This is a genomic window from Vibrio sp. J2-4 (assembly GCF_021728155.1).
GTDB lineage: Bacteria > Pseudomonadota > Gammaproteobacteria > Enterobacterales > Vibrionaceae > Vibrio > Vibrio diabolicus.
The window spans coordinates 1-17,919 of sequence record NZ_JAKKCN010000007.1 but is presented as its reverse complement, the minus strand read 5'-3'; the positions used below and the strand labels follow the sequence as shown (position 1 = coordinate 17,919).

Here is a 17,919-nt window from a genome sequence, read left to right as displayed (position 1 = left end):
TTAGTCTTTTGTTGCTCTGAGCTTAATGTGGTTACAAGACAAATAAAAAGCCACCAATGTCGCCATTGGTGGCTTTTATAATTTTGTTCGCGTCACTCTGGTTTGAGATTAACGAGTACCGTAAACCACGATAGTTTTACCGTGCGCAGAGATTAAGTTCTGCTCTTCTAACATTTTCAAGATACGACCTACTGTCTCACGAGAACAGCCAACGATTTGACCGATTTCTTGACGAGTGATCTTGATTTGCATGCCGTCTGGGTGAGTCATTGCGTCTGGTTGTTTTGCAAGGTTCAGAAGCGTCTGAGCGATACGACCAGTTACGTCTAGGAACGCCAGGTCACCCACTTTTTGGCTAGTTACTTGAAGACGACGAGCCATCTGCGCAGAAAGGCGCATTAGGATGTCTGGGTTTACTTGGATAAGCTGACGGAATTTCTTGAAAGAAATTTCAGCAACTTCACAAGGAGATTTAGCACGAACCCAAGCTGTGCGCTCTTGGTCTTCCTCGAATAGACCAAGTTCACCAATAAAGTCTCCTTGGTTTAGGTAAGAAAGGATCATCTCCTTACCTTCTTCGTCTTTGATAAGAACCGCAACAGAACCTTTAACGATGTAGTACAAAGTTTCTGCCTTTTCGCCCGCGTGAATTAGCGTGCTCTTTGAAGGGTACTTATGAATATGACAGTGTGAAAGAAACCACTCTAATGTTGGGTCGGTTTGAGGTTTACCTAGAACCATAATATCTCACTTCCTCTGCAGGGTACGCTTGCGCTATCCATATTTTAGCTAAGCCTGAATTAGGTCTACTAGAATAAGAGCACTTTTTATATGCTGCAAGCTCTCTTGTGTTTCGGTAAGAAATAGTATCCTTTTTCGAAAACGATTTCTTGATTTTAATCGTGCCATGATTGAGATTTTGTAAGCAAAACTGTGCACATGATCACGGTATGAAAAGTAAACATCTTCGCAGGCAGGTTTTTAGCCAATTTTCCCTGTTTCGATGAGCTGTTGTAGGATAGGCCGAACTATGAGCTCCATTGCAAAGCTCATCTTACCGCCTGGTACGACAATCGTGTTGTGGCGTGACATGAATGAGCCATCAATCATAGCCAGGAGATATGGGAAGTCGACTTTCTTTATCCCACGCAAGCGAATTACGACAAAGCTCTCATCCAGGCTTGGGATACCCTTCGCATTAAGGGGGTTGGAGGTATCGACCGTTGGGACGCGCTGAAAGTTAATATGAGTGCGAGAAAATTGCGGAGTGATGTAGTTAAGATAATCGTCCATCGAGCGCACGATAGAATCCATTACTGCTTCTCGTGAATGACCGCGGTCACGAGTATCACGCACAAACTTTTGGATCCACTCTAAGTTTACGATTGGTACCATACCAATCAAGAAATCCACATGCTGCGCAACATTAACATCGCCATCCACAACACCGCCGTGCAAGCCTTCATAGAAGAGAACGTCACTGTTCTCCGGTAAGTCCTGCCACGGTGTGAAGGTACCAGGCATTTGATTATAAGGTACGGCCTCGTCAAAGGTGTGTAGGTAGCGACGTACGCTGCCTGCGCCATCGTGACCATATTTACGGAAAAACTCTTCCAATCCTGGAAAGTCATTAGCTTGAGGGCCAAAGTAGCTAATGTGTCGACCTTGCTCGCGCGCTTTACGGATTTCTATATCCATTTCAGGGCGAGTAAAGCGATGGAAGCTGTCGCCTTCAACCCATGCGGGTTTAACGTTCATCATATTGAACATCTTACGGAAGGCTTCAGATGTAGTGGTCGTGCCGGCACCGGATGAACCAGTAACCGCAATAATTGGGTGTTTAGCTGACATGACAAACCTTGTCGAAAATTACTTACCTGTAATGTGCAGTAGGCTGCTACTGCACGGTCGATAACCCACTATAGCACGTAACAATGCCTTGTCATTGAGTGGGGTACGGTAAAATGTGAAGGGTCTAAAATTTTGTTTTTACCTGAATATCGACGGTTTCGTGCAGTTCAGAGAACACGATAACCGCTTCGCCTTTTTCTAATTGAGTTTTTACTTGATCCACTTTGTCTTGCAAAGAAACCTCGACGGTTCCGTAATCCGTGCCTTCACGTAAGACGAATTCACGAATTAAGTTTTCCAATGTTTCTGGCGCAATGTCTTGCCATGGAATGATCATAAATACCTCGAACTTTTATGATGAGCGGCTAGTTTACTGCTTTCGCGGCTTGGATACAGCAGAAAGGTAATCTGCGGCAATACTTTCGTAATACGCTGGCAGCGCTTCTTCCAACCAAAATTTCGGCTTGAGCGCTGAACCTGTAAGGAAACCAACATGCCCACCGTGCTCAAAGAGACGGTAATCAATATTATCTGGCAGAACAAATTTCGGGATCACATCGTCGGTCATGAATGGATCGTCTTTGGCGTGAATGATCAGTGTCGGTAGCGTGATCTGTTGTAATTTACTTAAGCCAGAACATTGATCGTAATAATCTTGTGCGTCTTTAAAACCGTGCAGTGGTGCCGTGATCAAATCATCGAATTCATACAATCGTGTGACACGTTTTATTGAGTTGTAGGACAAAGCGAGCTCGCCATGCAACAAGTGATGTTTTTGCAACGCGTTGCGTTTGAGCGAAGAGAGCAGGTAACGGCGATACACTTTCGAAAAGCCTTGTTCAATACGGTTCGCACACGCTGCTAGGTCTAAAGGCGCTGAGATAATGGTCGCCGCATTCAAAATGGGGTGGTCTTTGTATTGGGCTAAATAATTCGCCAACATGTTACCGCCAAGAGAAATACCAACCGCAACTTTGGGGTTATCAGGAAAGCGTTGCTCAAGGTGCTCTAAGAAGTGGCGGGCGTCAGTCACTTCACCAGAATGATAGGCGCGAGCTTTCTTGTTTGGCTTACCGCTACAACCGCGGAAATGCATCATCACCGACAGCCATCCGGATTGAGCAAATGCATTCATTAGGCCATTGGCGTAAGGGCTATAGAAGCAGCCTTCTAGTCCATGAAATAAAACAAAAATCGGCTTTTTTTGCGCAGGCTCTTGGGTTGGGTCCTCGCTCCATGCGAGATCGAGAAAATCGCCATCGGATGTATCGAGGGTTTGCCAAATCGGCGTAAACAACGCTTTTTTGCGAATAAAACGCGGTAAAAGCGTTTGAAGATGCGGGTTTTTGATCCCGGCTGCTGCGAAAAATTGTGTCATACCTAACTGCTCTTATGCGGTTCTTCGGTGTCAGTTGAAGAACTTATTAATATAATCCTTTATAAAGATTATAGGTATTCTACAGATTTATGGGCGTTTTGGTGGGGGAATGTTTGGCACCGGAATAGCAAAGGCCTGTTGCAAATGCTCACCACCAAGTTGACGACAGTATCTCAGCGTGAGTGGGGCGCCATCATTTTTGACCAGCGTGAGCGAGTTAATGCAGTTCACCAAATCCGCTTGTTGCTGCTTTTCTAGTTGCAGCTCAAACTGCAAGGTTTCACGATATAAAGCGTCATTGACTTGAGACTTAAGATGGCGACGTAAGTCGCGAAAAGAGTGCAATAAGGTTTCGCTTCGGCCCAGACAGCTTTGTACCAGAGGCCAGTCTTTTTCTTGGAAAATGAGTTGCTGCTCATCGAGCCATCTGAGCAGCAGGAGTAGGTTCACGTTGCCGTGATAATTGTTCTGCAATGATAAACACGCTTCTTTCACTTCTCGCACACCATAAAACTGCAGACTGAACTGCCAAAGGTGTTCTAGGGTGAGTGTGTATTCAGCGTGTTGATTACTCATTGATTAAACTCTAGCTCCATCTGCTCTAGTTCTTCCTGAGCAGACATCCATTCCATTTCAATTTCTTCGAGCTCTGCCTTACTAGAAGCTTGAAGAGCCAGCACTTGGTTAAGTTTAGCTTTATTTTCGGCTTCATACAGTGAGTTATCTGCCAATTGTTCTTCAGCTTCGGCCAGTGCAGCACCTAACTTATCCATTTTATTTTCTAATTGTGTCAGCGTTTTGCGAATTGGCGCCGTCTGCTTACGAAATTCTGCATCGCGACGTTTCTGCTCTTTTTTCGCTGCGGCGCTGTTGGCGCTATCTTTGGCTGGCTGTGTGGCTTGTGCCTCTTTGCGTTCCGCTCTTTGTTGCTCGGTTAACCACTTGTAGTAGTCGTTTAAGTCACCATCGAACGGCGCAACTTGACGATCGTGCACCAAGTACAAGTCATCGGTTGTAGCACGCAATAGGTAACGGTCGTGCGAAACAATCACCATTGCACCTTCGAACGTTTGCAGTGCCATCGTCAATGCCTGACGCATGTCCAAATCCAAGTGGTTGGTTGGTTCATCAAGTAGCAACAGGTTTGGCTTTTGCCACACAATTAAGGCCAGCACTAAACGGGCTTTTTCACCACCCGAAAACGGCGCGACGCTCTCCAGTGCTTTGTCGCCTTGGAAGCCAAAGCTGCCTAGGTAATCACGTAGCTGTTGTTCGGTTTGATCCGGCGCGATCTGCATCATGTGTTGCAGCGGCGTTTCCTCTGGGTGCAGCGTTTCTAATTGATGCTGAGCAAAGTAACCTATTTTTACGCCTTGTGAGTAAGTCAGATCGCCACCTTGCGCGTTAAGCTCACCAGAGAGTAATTTGATTAAGGTCGATTTACCCGCGCCATTACGGCCGAGCAGACCAATGCGACTGCCAGGAACCAAGTTCAAGCGGATCTTCTCTAAGATCAGGTTGTCACCGTAGCCTGCCGATACTTCATCCATCATCATGATTGGGTTTGGCAGCGCCGCGGGCTCACGGAATTGGAAGCTAAATGGGTTATCGAATTGAGCGGGTAACACTTTTTCCATACGCTCCAAAGCTTTAATACGGCTTTGAGCCTGGCGTGCTTTAGAGGCTTTATAACGGAAGCGGTCGATGTAGCTTTGCATGTGCGACATCTGTTTCTGTTGCTTCTCGAACATCGCTTGCTGCAGCACCATTTTTTGCGCTCGTTGGTTTTCGAACGACGAATAGTTACCCGTGTATTCGTTCAATTGTTGGTTTTCGATGTGGATAATACGGCCAACAATTGGGTCAAGGAAGTCACGGTCGTGCGAGATCAGGATCAGTGTGCCTGGGTAGTTTTGTAGCCAACGTTCAAGCCACATAACTGCGTCTAAGTCCAAGTGGTTGGTTGGCTCATCGAGTAGCAATAAGTCAGAACGGCACAATAGCGCCTGGGCTAAGTTAAGGCGCATACGCCAACCACCAGAGAATTGAGTCAAACTCCAACTCATTTGCTCTTGGCTGAAACCTAAACCGTCGAGCAATTCTGCCGCGCGAGCGCGAATGCTATAACCGCCGATGGTTTCAATTTTACCGTGGATCTCGGCAACCAAGGTGCCGTTGTCTTGTGCTTCCGCTTCAGCCAACTGCTTTTCGAGCGCTCGGTACTCGCGATCACCATCAATGACGTATTCCAGTGCAGTGCGCTCTAGCGCAGGCGTTTCCTGTGCGACCCAGGCCAACTCCCAATGTTGAGGTTGGCTAAATGAGCCTGCATCAATCGACAGTTCATCTTTCAGCAATGCAAATAGCGTTGATTTACCGCAGCCGTTTTTGCCCACAAGGCCGACTTTATCGCCAGGATGGATAGTCGCTGAAGCTTGATCTAAAAGAGGTTTACCGCCACGCAGTAACTGAATATCAGAGAAGGTAATCATAAAGTTTTCATTCACTTTGCGCAGTGCGCGTTGCTTGGTTACATAGCGAAGTGGTTTCAATCGTTTTTAAAGCCACTTGGGTATATATCTAGCGGTGAATAGTAGGGGTATTGGCCGGAAAAGTCGATTGATTCGCTTTAATTGCATTATGCTGTACAAAAAAGTATAACAATTTGATAACGGATAAAAATAACCACAAGGACGACCATTTGGCTGTTGCACCGTCTATTCTCCCAAGAGTTCTGGTCATTTATGCTCATCCAGAGCCACATAACTCGATTGCTAATCAAGTGATGATTAAAAAAGCTCAGTCGCTTGAACACGTCACTGTGCACGATCTTTACGGTGTTTACCCTGACTTCTTTATTGATGTGAATTACGAACATGAGTTGTTGCTCACGCATGATGTGATCGTGTTTCATCACCCGCTTTATATGTATTCATGCCCAGCCCTGTTAAAAGAGTGGTTGGACCGAGTGCTGGGCAAAGGTTTTGCTTTTGGCGGAGGTTCGGCGCTAGAGGGAAAATACTGGCGCAGTGTGATTACAACGGGGGGGAAAGAAGAGGCCTTTAGCGCGAAGGGGTACAACAAATATCCATTAGAGCAAATCTTACAACCGTTTGAACTGACGGCCGCCTTGTGTCAAATGCACTGGATTGAACCTTTGGTGTTGTATTGGTCGCGTAATGTCTCGGATATTGAGCGGTATGAGCACGCCGAATTGTATCGTCGGTGGTTGAACAACCCACTTGAAAACTGGGAAGCAACAGACCAAGGAGGTCAGTATGGCGATAACCAGTGAGTTTCTTCAAAGTAGCGTGGTCTTTCTCTCAGCCGCGGTTATTGCGGTACCGATTGCTCAGCGTCTCGGACTTGGCTCGGTTTTAGGTTATTTACTTGCCGGTGTGTTGATTGGCCCTTGGGGCCTTGGCTTAATCAGTGATGTTGATGCTATTTTGCACTTTGCTGAACTTGGGGTCGTGTTGTTACTGTTCTTGATCGGCCTTGAACTAAATCCTAAAAAACTGTGGCAAATGCGAGGACCGATTCTAGGCTTAGGCGGCGCGCAGGTGGTGGTTACGACCGCCGTGCTGGGCAGTGTCGTCAGTATGTTCGGCGTAAGCATGCAAGTGAGTTTGGTGATTGGGATGGGATTGGCACTGTCCTCGACGGCAATTGCTCTAAAAGTGATTGAAGAGCAAGGGCTCAATGGCACCGAAACGGGTCAATCTGGTTTTGCTGTATTGCTCTTTCAAGATATTGCCGTGATCCCAATGTTGGCAATGTTGCCCTTGCTTGCTGGCGGGCAGAGTGGCGGTAGTTGGTTGGATGTCTTCACGGTATTAGGCAGTGTAGTGGCCCTGTTGATTGGTGGCCATTTCTTATTGCGTCCACTATTTCGCTTTGTTGTGATGAGCGGCGTTCGTGAGCTCTTTACCGTCGCCGCATTGTTGGTTGTGCTTGGGATTTCTGTCGTGATGCAAAAGCTCGGGCTTTCTATGGCTCTAGGGACTTTCTTAGCCGGCGTTCTGCTGGCTGAGAGTGAGTATCGACATGAATTGGAAATCGCTATCGAGCCGTTTAAAGGTTTGTTGTTGGGGTTGTTCTTCATCGCGGTTGGCATGGCGGTAAATTTGGGGTTATTGGCATTACACCCTTTAGAGATTCTGGGCGCGGTGGTGGCTTTGGTCGTGGTTAAGGGCTTGGTTTTGTATGCATTGGCGAGAGCTGCCCGTGTCGGAGCCAAAGCGAGAAGCCGTATGGCCGCGATTTTAAGCCAAGGTGGTGAGTTTGCCTTTGTCATATTTACCGCAGCGAGCCAAGAGGGCATTTTATCCAAAGAGCAAGTAGCTTTTTTGTTGGTGGTGGTTAGTTTATCCATGGTGACGACACCACTTTTGCTGATGGGACAAAAAAAATGGTTTGCTCATACCCTGAATCAAGAAGAAGAGGGCATGACCACGAAAGTAGTGGATCGTCGTCCACGTGTGATCATTGCAGGCTTTGGACGTTTCGGTCAGATCGTTGGACGTTTAATGTATGCCAATAAAATCAAAGTGACGGTATTAGAAAGTGATGCCAGCCAAATCCACCTACTGCGCAAGTATGGTTACAAAGTGTTTTATGGCGATGCTACCCAAATTGATCTTTTGCGGGCTGCTGGCGCAGATAAAGCAGAAGCATTGGTCATTTGTACCGATTCACCTGATGAGGTGATGGCCATCGTTGATATCTGCCGCGTGCACTTCCCGAAACTTAAGTTGCTAGCCCGAGCAAGAAGCCGTGTCGAGGCGTATCAGTTAATGAGCCACGGTGTCGAGAATTACTCTCGCGAAACATTTTTAGGGGCATTAGATCTCGGTCGCCAAGCGCTCGTAGAACTTGGTATGCACCCTTATCAAGCAAAGCGGGCAGAAGCACATTTTCGTAAGTTAGATAATGCTATGCTTAAGGACTTATTGCCTCAGCACAATGAAGATAAGAAATTGGCTCAGAGAGCGAAAGAGGCACGCAAAGAGCTAGAAGAAATATTTGGTCGTGAGATGGAGAGCGACCATCAGTCACCTAATCATTGGAAGTAGTACTTGAGCCAAGACTCAAGCTAAGGAAATAGCGTGAAAATCAAGAAACGTTTTATTGCCGGCGCTAGCTGCCCAAATTGCAGCCAGCAAGATACCCTGCGCTGGTGGATTGAAAATAATATCGAGTTAGTTGAGTGTGTCGAGTGTGAGTTTACTGAGCAGCGTAAACCGCAATCTGTAGAGAAAAATAAACACTCAGATCAGGAAATGATCGGAATTTTTAAGCCGGAATAATTGAACTTCGATAATTGATCCCCATAATACACCCAGATATCTCAGTACTTAACCCCATTCAGGTTAAGTCAATTAATCTCCCTGGAGTTAGTATGAAAATTGAAAAGAACGTTGTTGCAAGCCTTGCATACAAAGTAATGTTGGAAGACGGTGTGGTTGTTGATCAATCAACAGCAGAAGCGCCTCTAGATTACCTTCACGGTCACAACAACCTAATCACTGGTCTTGAAAAAGAGCTTGAAGGTAAAGTGGCTGGCGACAAGTTCTCAGTAACGGTAGCTCCTGAAGAAGCTTACGGCGAGCATAACGATGCGCTAGTACAACGCGTTCCTGCGGATGTATTCCAAGGCGTTGATCAAATCGAAGTGGGCATGCGCTTCCTAGCTGACACTGACCAAGGTCCAATCCCTGTAGAAGTAACAGAAGTTGACGGCAACGAAGTGGTTGTTGACGGTAACCATATGCTAGCTGGTCAAACACTAACTTTCGAAGTAGAAGTTATGTCTACACGTGAAGCAACAGCAGAAGAGATCGAACACGGTCATATCCATCAAGCTGGTGGTTGTGGTCATGACCATGATCACGACGATGAAGGTTGCTGTGGCGGCGGTAGCTGTGGTTCTCACTAATCACAAGCTCCTTCACTAGATAATCTTATCTAGTAAAGCTTTGAAAAGCGCAAGTTGAGGTTTCAACTTGCGCTTTTTGTTTATCTAAGGTGTAGTGCATAGAAGAAAAGAACAACTCATGGAAAAAGCGATGACAAAACCTTTCTCGATTGCGATTCATGGTGGCGCAGGCACCATTTTACGTGAACAGATGAGCAATGAACTTCAGCAATCCATCTTGGCTGATTTGGAAGCGTCGGTAAAAGCCGGCCATCAAATTCTTGAGGAAGGCGGCGACGCTTTGGATGCAGTTGTTTCTGCAGTAAAAGTGTTGGAAGACTCGCCTAACTTTAATGCGGGTAAAGGCTCGGTGCTGACCAACAACGAAATGGTAGAAATGGACGCCTCTGTCATGGATGGTCGAAACCAAGCCGCAGGCGCGGTCGCTGGTGTTCGTCATATCAAGAATCCAATTGAGCTCGCTCGTGACGTGATGCGAAACAGCAATCACGTGTTGTTGGTGGGTGAGGGCGCAGAGAAGTTTGCTTTTGAACAAGGCCATGAGTATACCGAGCAAGATTACTTCTTTACTGATCGCCGTTATGAGCAGTTGCTGTCTATGCGTGAGAAAGGGCTGTTTGCTTTGTCGGAATCTCGTTACCCGGATGATCGTAAACATGGCACCGTCGGAGCAGTAGCGTTGGACCAACAAGGTAACTTAGCCGCTGCCACCAGCACGGGTGGCGTAACGAATAAGCAATATAATCGAGTTGGGGATTCGGCTTTGATAGGCTGTGGCACGGTGGCCGAAAATGGCGTTGTCGCGGTTTCAACTACGGGTGTCGGTGAGTTTTTTATCCGTAAACGTGTCGCAGAAGACGTCGCCGCGCGGATGCGTTACTTACAAGAAGATATTCATACTGCTTGTGAGCATATTATTCAGGGGGAACTGAAAGAGATGGGCGGCGAAGGCGGTTTAATCGCAATTGACGCGCAAGGTGAGCTGCACTTTGCGATGAACAGCTCTGGTATGTACCGAGCTAGCATCAATACTCAAGGCGAGTTGAGCGTCAAAATCTACGCTGACGAATAGCTTCCTCTTGAGCAACCTTCTTAAGTAATCAATACAACAAAGCCCAGAACACGTTCTGGGCTTTGTGCTATTTGAGCCTGCATTTTAATAATGCGGTGGTGGGGTTTCTTCTGACGGATCGGCTAAATTCGACGAGTCCATATTTTTTACTTTACCTACCACATATTTCATCTGATCGAGCATCTTGGTAATTTGCAGTTGCTGCTGCGATAAGGCGCCGTTCAGATCTTCAATAGTCTGTTCTTGGAACGCAAGCTGACATTCTAAGTCATTAATGCGAGCTTCCAATTGCTGAATGATTTTTTCTGTCATGATCCGTTCTCTAACTGCCAAGCTTGGGCAATACCTGCTGAAGTAGCAGTAATTACGCGTTGTTTTGAATCAAAGGCTGCATCATACACGACCGCACGGGGAGGGCGAGTGTCTTTTTTGGGCTCAACTTCAAATCCGCCAATCCGTTTTCCGGTTTGAGTATCCCATATTGAAACGCGGCCAGAAGGCGTTCCTGTCACTAACTGAGTTCCGTCATCAGAAAATCGCGCAGTAGAGAAGATCAATTGGCGTGACCAACTGCTCAACCGTGTGACCTCTTGTCCAGTTTTTAAATCCCAAATTACCGCTTGGTTTCCGCCATCGGATGTCATTGCTAACTTGCCATCTCGTTGCAGGGCAACACGAACAACCCGTTGTTCATGTTCGAAGGTCCGCAGCACTTGTCCGGTTTCGGTGTCCCACAAATACGCTTTGTAGTCATTACCACCAGTCAGTGCGAAGCGGCCATTAGGAGAAATGGCGACGGAATTGACTTTTTCACGATGCGCAAGGAACTCCAAGCGACGTCCGGTGACTAAGTTGACGTAAATTGCTTTACCGTTGGATAACCCGAGCAGAACTTGTTCACCGTTACTGGTGATATCAACGTCGCGAATGAGCGCATCAGAAATAGACCAAAGGCCTTCGGATTGCGTCCAACCTAAGTCCCAAACTGCGAAGTTCATTTGGCTTGCTGTGACTGCATAGCGACCATTGTCTGAGATACGAATATGGGATACCACGTTGGCATCGGCATCGAGCTCACCTAGGTTGGCTAGTTGTTCATTTTGCTCTAGGTCCCACAACATCAAATGGTGTTGCTGAGAATAGAGCAGAGCAAATCGTCCATCTCTGCTAAGTGCGAAGCTCGTCGCACCCTGAGGCTCTATCGGCCAACGCTGCACTTCACGCTCGGCGAAAAAGCAACCATTTAACGTGGTGATGACAATTAAATATAGGAATAAATGAGAAATTCTTTGCATCACATCTAATAATCCGGTTTGTGTCTTAAGACATATAGCTAGTATATTGGTATAACGATTGTCTTCACTAGTCTCATAGAAGATTTGTGCACAACAACCAATGGCAAAGCCATTATTGGGAGAATTTAATGAAATCAGTTTTAAAAGTGTCGCTACTTGCTGCAACAGTTATGCTAGCGGTAGGTTGTCAGAAAGAAGAAACTAAAACAGAAGCCGCACCTCAAGCAGAACAAGTTCAAGCAGAAACCGGTAAAGCGGTTCACTTTAAAACCGACGACGATAAAGCGGCATACGCAATCGGTGTTTCATTTGCTAACTACCTAAGCACAAGCATCGACAAGCCAAGCGAAATCGGCATTAATCTTAACAAAGACTTGGTACTAAAAGGTATCGAAGACGTCTTCAAAGGCAATGCTGAATTGAATGAAGAAGAAACACGTGCAGCACTAGAATCTCTAGATAAGCGTGTTGCTGAAAAGATGCAAGCACAAGCGGCTGAGAAAGCAGCTGAAGCGAAAAAAGCTGGCGATGAGTTCCGTGCTGAGTTCGAGAAGCAAGAAGGCGTAGTGAAGACAGATACAGGTCTTCTATACCAAGTTATTACTCCAGCTGAAGGCGAGAAGCCAAAAGACACTGATACGGTTCAAGTACATTACAAAGGTACGCTAATCGATGGTACGCAATTTGATAGCTCTTACGATCGTGGTGAACCTGCAACATTCCCACTTAACCGTGTAATCCCAGGTTGGACAGAAGGTGTTCAGCTAATGCCTGTGGGTTCTAAATTCAAATTCGTTATCCCGCCAGAGCTAGCATACGGTGACCAGGACACACCAAGCATTCCTGCTAACTCAACGCTAGTATTTGAAGTTGAGCTGCTAAAAGTCGAGAACGACAACGCAGAGCAATAACAATAAGCAGCGATAAGTTATTGAAAAAGGTCCGTTTAACGGGCCTTTTTTGTTCTAGGTCACTAGTTGGTGAGTTTGCTAGGTTGATTTTCAAATTTTCTGATAAACTTACACCAATTTGTTGATTTTTCGCTCGAAGGCTTATGACAACTACAGAAACAATAAACGCGGAGATGTTGCTCGAAATGGAATCCGTTAACGTGATGCCGTTTACCGAGCACGACAAAATCATTTTAAGATCTTATGAGGCGGTCGTTGATGGTATCGCCAGCCTGATAGGTCCCTTTTGTGAAATCGTTCTTCACTCGCTAGAAGACTTAAATACCTCTGCAATTAAAATCGCTAACGGTGAAAACACGGGTCGCCAAGTCGGCTCACCGATCACTGATTTAGCGCTTAAAATGCTAAAAGACATCGAAGGCTCGGAGCGCAACTTCTCACGTTCGTACTTTACCCGTGCAAAAGGTGGCGTGTTGATGAAGTCGATCACTGTTGCCATTCGTAATGGTGAAAATCGCGTGATTGGTTTGTTGTGTATCAACGTCAACTTGGACGCGCCCTTCTCGCAAGTCCTTCAATCTTTCATGCCAACGCAAGAAGCAAAAGAAGCGGCTTCCTCGGTTAACTTTGCTAGTGACGTAGAAGAGCTGGTGGACCAAACTGTTGAACGCACCATCGAAGAGATCAATGCGGATAAATCGGTATCGAACAACACCAAGAATCGCCAAATCGTGATGGAATTGTACGACAAAGGCATCTTCGATATTAAAGATGCCATCAACCGCGTTGCAGATCGTCTTAACATTTCAAAACACACCGTCTACTTATACATTCGTCAACGTAAAACCGAGGACGATGAAAAGTGAGTAAACTGACTTACACGTTGGTGGTGAACGGTCCTGTTTACGGTAGCCAGTCAGCGCGCAGTGCTTATCAGTTCGCCAAGGCGGTGATTGAGCAAGGCCATCAGTTAGTGAGCGTTTTCTTTTATCAAGAGGGCGTGACCAATGGTACTGCTTTGAGTGTGCCTGCCAACGACGAATTTGATCTCAATAAGGCATGGCAATCTTTGGCAAAAGAGCATGGTGTTCGTCTAGAAACTTGTGTTGCTGCGGCTTTGCGTCGCGGGATCGTAAGTGAAGAAGAAGCGAATCAACATGGTTTGCTCCAGAGCAATCTAGCGGAAGGTTTTGAGCAAGCCGGCTTAGGTAGCTTAGCCGAAGCGATGTTAACCCAAGACAGAGTGGTACAGTTTTGAGTCAGCTAACTTATCTATTTCGTAGCGCACCGCATGGCAGTGCGGCTGGCCGTGAAGGTGTGGATGCACTATTAGCCGCATCGGCTTACTGTGAAGATATCAGCGCCATTTTCATGGGCGATGGGGTTTACCAGCTTCTACTAGGACAAGAACCGAGTAAGATCTTGAGCAAAGATTATGCGCCGATGCTGAAGCTTTTCGATTTATACGATATTGAACAAGTCTTTGTGTGCTCAGAGTCATTAGCTCAGCGAGGTTTGGCTCAAGCGGACTTAGTCATTGAAGCTCAAGCGTTAAGCTCAGAGCAGCTCAAAGATAAGTTGCAACACGCTGGCAAGCTACTGTCGTTCTGAGGAAGTTATGCTACATATTATAAAAACGGTCTCCGCTCTAGAAGACGCCATGCCCTTATGCAGTGCACAGGATGACATCTTACTTATAGAAGATGCCGTGTACGCTGCTAATTCGCAGCATAAAGCGTTCTCCCACCTAAAAAACCGCAGTGTATTTGTGCTAGAGAGCGATATTCACGCTCGCGGTATTGCGAATCGTATCAGTCCATCACTGACGATCGTGAATTACTCAGGCTTCGTTGAGCTCACAGTTAAACAGGATAAATCGCTTACTTGGGATTGAACGTGATTTACTGTCGCTAAAGCTTTACGGATGAATTGTCCTAATTGAACAAAAAAGATCCGTATATTTCTTGACACACCTCTCACTGCTGCATAGAATTTTGCGTCCCTAACTGCAATGGTAGTTGGGGATAGATTTTTCACAAAGCTTACTTTCAAGTAAATCAGGAGCTAGTTAATGGCAACTATTAACCAGTTGGTACGTAAGCCTCGTGCAAAGCAAGTTGTTAAAAGCAACGTGCCTGCACTAGAAGCGTGCCCACAAAAACGTGGTGTATGTACTCGTGTTTACACTACTACACCTAAAAAACCTAACTCAGCACTTCGTAAAGTTTGTCGTGTACGTCTGACAAACGGCTTCGAAGTTACATCGTACATCGGCGGTGAAGGTCACAACCTTCAAGAGCACAGTGTTGTACTAATCCGTGGCGGTCGTGTAAAAGACCTTCCGGGTGTACGTTACCACACTGTTCGCGGTGCACTTGACTGTGCTGGCGTTAACGACCGTAAACAAGGTCGTTCTAAGTACGGTGTGAAGCGTCCTAAGTCTTAATGGATTCCGTTAAGTAAGGCCAAACACTAAATTATTTTTAATTTTTTGAAAAAACTGAAAAGTTTTGGATAAAACCTGAAGAAGACAACGGAGATAAATCCATGCCACGTCGTCGCGTCATTGGTCAGCGTAAGATCCTTCCAGATCCAAAATTCAAATCTGAATTGCTGGCAAAATTCGTTAACATCCTAATGGTTGACGGTAAAAAATCTACTGCAGAGAAAATCGTTTACACTGCACTAGATGCTATGGCTGAAAAGTCTGGTAAAGACCACTTAGCTATTTTTGAAGAAGCTCTTGAAAACGTACGCCCTGCGGTAGAGGTTAAATCTCGCCGTGTTGGTGGTTCAACTTACCAAGTACCTGTAGAAGTACGTCCGGTTCGCCGTAACGCACTTGCTATGCGTTGGTTGGTTGAAGCTGCGCGCAAGCGTGGTGAAAAATCTATGGCTCAACGCCTAGCAGCTGAAATGCTAGACGCGTCTGAGAACAAAGGTACTGCGGTTAAGAAACGTGAAGACGTTCACCGCATGGCTGACGCAAACAAAGCGTTCGCTCATTACCGCTGGTAATACCTTCTGTGCTGCGAGGTTCTCTCGCAGCACTTTTCTATACTCTAAGGTACACCTTAGTAAGAGGATACAATCGTGGCTCGTAAAACTCCTATTGAGCGCTACCGTAATATCGGTATCTGTGCTCACGTAGATGCAGGAAAAACAACCACAACTGAGCGTATTCTGTTCTACACTGGCCTTTCTCACAAAATCGGCGAAGTTCACGATGGTGCAGCAACCATGGACTGGATGGAGCAGGAGCAGGAACGTGGTATCACTATCACATCCGCTGCGACTACTACATTCTGGCGTGGTATGGAAGCACAGTTCCCTGAGCATCGCGTAAACATCATTGATACCCCTGGACACGTTGACTTTACTATCGAAGTAGAGCGTTCTCTTCGTGTACTTGATGGTGCTGTGGTTGTGTTCTGTGGCTCATCTGGTGTTGAACCTCAGTCTGAAACTGTATGGCGTCAAGCAGACAAATACCACGTTCCACGTTTGGTATTTGTAAACAAGATGGACCGTGCGGGCGCAGACTTCCTACGCGTTGTGGACCAAATTAAAAATCGTCTTGGTGCGAACCCTGTTCCCATCCAACTGAATGTTGGTGCAGAAGATGAGTTCAGAGGAGTCATCGACCTTATCAAGATGAAGATGATCAACTGGAATGAAGCCGATCAAGGCACTTCGTTTACTTACGAAGACATCCCAGCTGACATGATCGAACTTGCTGAAGAGTGGCGCAACCACATGGTTGAATCCGCTGCTGAAGCTAGCGAAGAGCTGATGGACAAGTACCTTGAAGAAGGTGAATTGACTGAAGCTGAGCTCAAACAAGCTCTACGTACTCGTACACTAAACAACGAAATCGTACTGGCCACTTGTGGTAGTGCGTTTAAGAACAAAGGTGTTCAAGCGGTACTAGATGCTGTGATCGAGTTCTTGCCATCGCCAGTTGACGTACCTGCAATTAAAGGTGTTGACGAAAGAGAAAATGAAGTTGAGCGTCACGCTGACGACAACGAACCATTCTCTGCGCTAGCATTTAAGATCGCGACTGACCCATTCGTGGGTACGCTAACGTTCATGCGTGTTTACTCTGGTGTAGTAAACTCCGGCGACGCTGTTTACAACTCTGTAAAAGAGAAGAAAGAGCGTTTCGGTCGTATCGTTCAGATGCATGCGAATAAGCGTGAAGAAGTGAAAGAAGTTCGCGCTGGTGATATCGCTGCTGCTATCGGTCTGAAAGACGTAACAACAGGTGACACACTGTGTGATCAGAACCACAAAGTGATTCTAGAGCGCATGGAGTTCCCTGAACCAGTTATTCAGATTGCTGTAGAACCTCGTTCTAAGGCAGACCAAGAGAAAATGGCTATCGCGCTAGGTAAACTGGCTGCGGAAGATCCATCATTCCGCGTGGAAACGGACGACGAATCAGGTCAGACTCTGATCTCAGGTATGGGTGAACTTCACCTAGACATTATCGTTGATCGTATGAAGCGTGAATTCAGCGTTGATTGTAACGTTGGTAAACCTCAGGTTGCTTACCGTGAAACCATTCGTGGTAAAGCGGAAGTTGAAGGTAAGTTTGTTCGTCAATCAGGTGGTCGTGGTCAATACGGTCATGTGTGGGTCAAACTTGAGCCTTCTGAACCTGGCGAAGGTTTCGTATTCGTAGACGAAATCGTGGGTGGTGTGATTCCTAAGGAATACATCAGTTCGGTATCGAAAGGTATCGAGGAACAAATGAATAGTGGTGTTCTAGCGGGTTACCCTGTACTAGATATTAAAGCTACACTATTTGATGGTTCTTACCACGATGTAGACTCAAGCGAGATGGCGTTTAAGATCGCTGGCTCGATGGCATTCAAGAAAGGTGCACTAGAAGCACAACCTGTGATTCTAGAACCAATGATGAATGTCGAAGTAACCACTCCGGAAGACTGGATGGGTGACGTTGTTGGTGACCTAAACCGTCGTCGCGGTATCATTGAAGGCATGGACGAAGGTGTGGCTGGTCTTAAGATCATCCGTGCTCAAGTACCACTATCTGAAATGTTCGGTTACGCAACTGATCTACGTTCTGCAACTCAAGGCCGTGCGTCTTACTCTATGGAGTTTCACGAGTACGCTGAAGTGCCGAAAAACTTCGCAGATAAAATTATTGCAGAGCGTGGTTACTAATTGACGATTGAACTACAAAAAGTTTACGACTTTTTGCGAGATCAGGGCGTCCAAATATTGCGCTAACGGGCGTTGGCGCATAAAATAACAATTTCTGGCGCGTCGTCGATCAATAATGATCACGACGAATCATAACTAGGAAGGAACACGATCGTGTCTAAAGAAAAATTTGAACGTACGAAACCGCACGTTAACGTTGGTACTATCGGCCACGTTGACCACGGTAAAACAACTCTAACTGCAGCTATCTGTACTACTCTTGCTAAAGTTTACGGCGGTGT

22 protein-coding genes are annotated in these 17,919 nt (G+C 46.2%); 14 read left to right on the top strand and 8 right to left on the bottom strand.

From position 1 onward, the window contains the following. Positions 1-108: 108 nt before the first annotated feature. The 6 genes from crp to L3V32_RS21200 all read right to left on the bottom strand — a co-directional run bounded on the left by crp (position 109) and on the right by L3V32_RS21200 (position 5,721). A complete protein-coding gene (gene crp, locus L3V32_RS21225) occupies positions 109-741 on the bottom strand; it encodes a cAMP-activated global transcriptional regulator CRP (RefSeq protein ID WP_005381432.1) in 633 nt (210 codons plus the stop codon). 240 nt (positions 742-981) lie between these two features. Further along, complete coding sequence (locus L3V32_RS21220) at positions 982-1,851, bottom strand: phosphoribulokinase (protein ID WP_005397679.1); 870 nt, start codon at positions 1,849-1,851, stop codon at positions 982-984. A 124-nt stretch (positions 1,852-1,975) separates the two neighbouring features. Continuing rightward, complete coding sequence (locus L3V32_RS21215; protein WP_005397677.1) at positions 1,976-2,188, bottom strand: YheU family protein; 213 nt, start codon at positions 2,186-2,188, stop codon at positions 1,976-1,978. Positions 2,189-2,221: 33 nt separating this feature from the next. Then, complete coding sequence (locus tag L3V32_RS21210) at positions 2,222-3,229, bottom strand: hydrolase (RefSeq protein WP_237285144.1); 1,008 nt, start codon at positions 3,227-3,229, stop codon at positions 2,222-2,224. An 87-nt stretch (positions 3,230-3,316) separates the two neighbouring features. After that, the gene (locus L3V32_RS21205; RefSeq protein ID WP_237285143.1) at positions 3,317-3,805 is read right to left on the bottom strand and encodes a TIGR02444 family protein; all 489 of its coding nucleotides are present in this window, start codon (positions 3,803-3,805) and stop codon (positions 3,317-3,319) included. Beyond that, positions 3,802-5,721, bottom strand: a complete 1,920-nt coding sequence (locus L3V32_RS21200; protein WP_054868301.1) for an ABC transporter ATP-binding protein — start codon at positions 5,719-5,721, stop codon at positions 3,802-3,804. The genes L3V32_RS21205 and L3V32_RS21200 overlap by 4 nt, the downstream gene beginning before the upstream one ends. A 209-nt stretch (positions 5,722-5,930) precedes the next feature. Between L3V32_RS21200 and kefG the strand changes: the two genes are divergently transcribed. The 5 genes from kefG to L3V32_RS21175 all read left to right on the top strand — a co-directional run bounded on the left by kefG (position 5,931) and on the right by L3V32_RS21175 (position 10,239). After that, entirely contained in the window at positions 5,931-6,524 is a 594-nt protein-coding gene (gene kefG, locus L3V32_RS21195; RefSeq protein ID WP_005397668.1) for a glutathione-regulated potassium-efflux system ancillary protein KefG, read from the top strand. Then, positions 6,508-8,304, top strand: a complete 1,797-nt coding sequence (gene kefB / locus L3V32_RS21190; protein ID WP_046874533.1) for a glutathione-regulated potassium-efflux system protein KefB — start codon at positions 6,508-6,510, stop codon at positions 8,302-8,304. The genes kefG and kefB overlap by 17 nt, the downstream gene beginning before the upstream one ends. A gap of 33 nt (positions 8,305-8,337) precedes the next feature. Beyond that, complete coding sequence (locus tag L3V32_RS21185; RefSeq protein ID WP_005381449.1) at positions 8,338-8,538, top strand: YheV family putative zinc ribbon protein; 201 nt, start codon at positions 8,338-8,340, stop codon at positions 8,536-8,538. A 92-nt stretch (positions 8,539-8,630) separates the two neighbouring features. Continuing rightward, positions 8,631-9,167, top strand: coding sequence for a peptidylprolyl isomerase (slyD, locus tag L3V32_RS21180; protein WP_047010415.1), 537 nt, complete (start codon positions 8,631-8,633; stop codon positions 9,165-9,167). A 130-nt stretch (positions 9,168-9,297) separates the two neighbouring features. After that, positions 9,298-10,239, top strand: coding sequence for an isoaspartyl peptidase/L-asparaginase family protein (locus L3V32_RS21175; protein ID WP_104975099.1), 942 nt, complete (start codon positions 9,298-9,300; stop codon positions 10,237-10,239). 84 nt (positions 10,240-10,323) lie between these two features. Here L3V32_RS21175 and L3V32_RS21170 read toward each other — a convergent pair whose 3' ends face one another. Beyond that, a complete protein-coding gene (locus tag L3V32_RS21170; RefSeq protein WP_005381455.1) occupies positions 10,324-10,551 on the bottom strand; it encodes a SlyX family protein in 228 nt (75 codons plus the stop codon). After that, positions 10,548-11,534, bottom strand: coding sequence for a WD40 repeat domain-containing protein (locus tag L3V32_RS21165; RefSeq protein WP_182037330.1), 987 nt, complete (start codon positions 11,532-11,534; stop codon positions 10,548-10,550). The genes L3V32_RS21170 and L3V32_RS21165 overlap by 4 nt, the downstream gene beginning before the upstream one ends. A gap of 128 nt (positions 11,535-11,662) precedes the next feature. On the opposite strand from L3V32_RS21165, the gene fkpA reads away from it, so the two are divergent. The 9 genes from fkpA to L3V32_RS21120 form a co-directional block, all read left to right on the top strand. Next, positions 11,663-12,445: an FKBP-type peptidyl-prolyl cis-trans isomerase gene (fkpA, locus tag L3V32_RS21160; protein ID WP_047010413.1), complete on the top strand. Its 783-nt coding sequence runs from the start codon at positions 11,663-11,665 to the stop codon at positions 12,443-12,445. Positions 12,446-12,588: 143 nt separating this feature from the next. Continuing rightward, positions 12,589-13,311, top strand: coding sequence for a transcriptional regulator (locus L3V32_RS21155; protein ID WP_031780643.1), 723 nt, complete (start codon positions 12,589-12,591; stop codon positions 13,309-13,311). Then, a complete protein-coding gene (gene tusD, locus L3V32_RS21150; RefSeq protein ID WP_005397650.1) occupies positions 13,308-13,703 on the top strand; it encodes a sulfurtransferase complex subunit TusD in 396 nt (131 codons plus the stop codon). The genes L3V32_RS21155 and tusD overlap by 4 nt, the downstream gene beginning before the upstream one ends. After that, complete coding sequence (gene tusC / locus L3V32_RS21145) at positions 13,700-14,056, top strand: sulfurtransferase complex subunit TusC (protein WP_237285142.1); 357 nt, start codon at positions 13,700-13,702, stop codon at positions 14,054-14,056. The genes tusD and tusC overlap by 4 nt, the downstream gene beginning before the upstream one ends. 7 nt (positions 14,057-14,063) lie before the next feature. After that, positions 14,064-14,339 carry a sulfurtransferase complex subunit TusB gene (gene tusB / locus L3V32_RS21140; RefSeq protein ID WP_041852883.1) on the top strand — a complete coding sequence of 92 codons (276 nt, stop codon included), beginning with the start codon at positions 14,064-14,066 and terminating at the stop codon, positions 14,337-14,339. A 177-nt stretch (positions 14,340-14,516) separates the two neighbouring features. Next, the gene (gene rpsL, locus L3V32_RS21135) at positions 14,517-14,891 is read left to right on the top strand and encodes a 30S ribosomal protein S12 (protein WP_004399892.1); all 375 of its coding nucleotides are present in this window, start codon (positions 14,517-14,519) and stop codon (positions 14,889-14,891) included. Between the two features lie 101 nt (positions 14,892-14,992). Continuing rightward, the gene (gene rpsG, locus L3V32_RS21130) at positions 14,993-15,463 is read left to right on the top strand and encodes a 30S ribosomal protein S7 (RefSeq protein WP_005382796.1); all 471 of its coding nucleotides are present in this window, start codon (positions 14,993-14,995) and stop codon (positions 15,461-15,463) included. A 75-nt stretch (positions 15,464-15,538) separates the two neighbouring features. Next, complete coding sequence (gene fusA / locus L3V32_RS21125) at positions 15,539-17,638, top strand: elongation factor G (RefSeq protein WP_005397643.1); 2,100 nt, start codon at positions 15,539-15,541, stop codon at positions 17,636-17,638. A gap of 153 nt (positions 17,639-17,791) precedes the next feature. Beyond that, a partial coding sequence (locus L3V32_RS21120; protein WP_227484038.1) for a GTP-binding protein occupies positions 17,792-17,919 on the top strand: 128 nt, incomplete at its 3' end.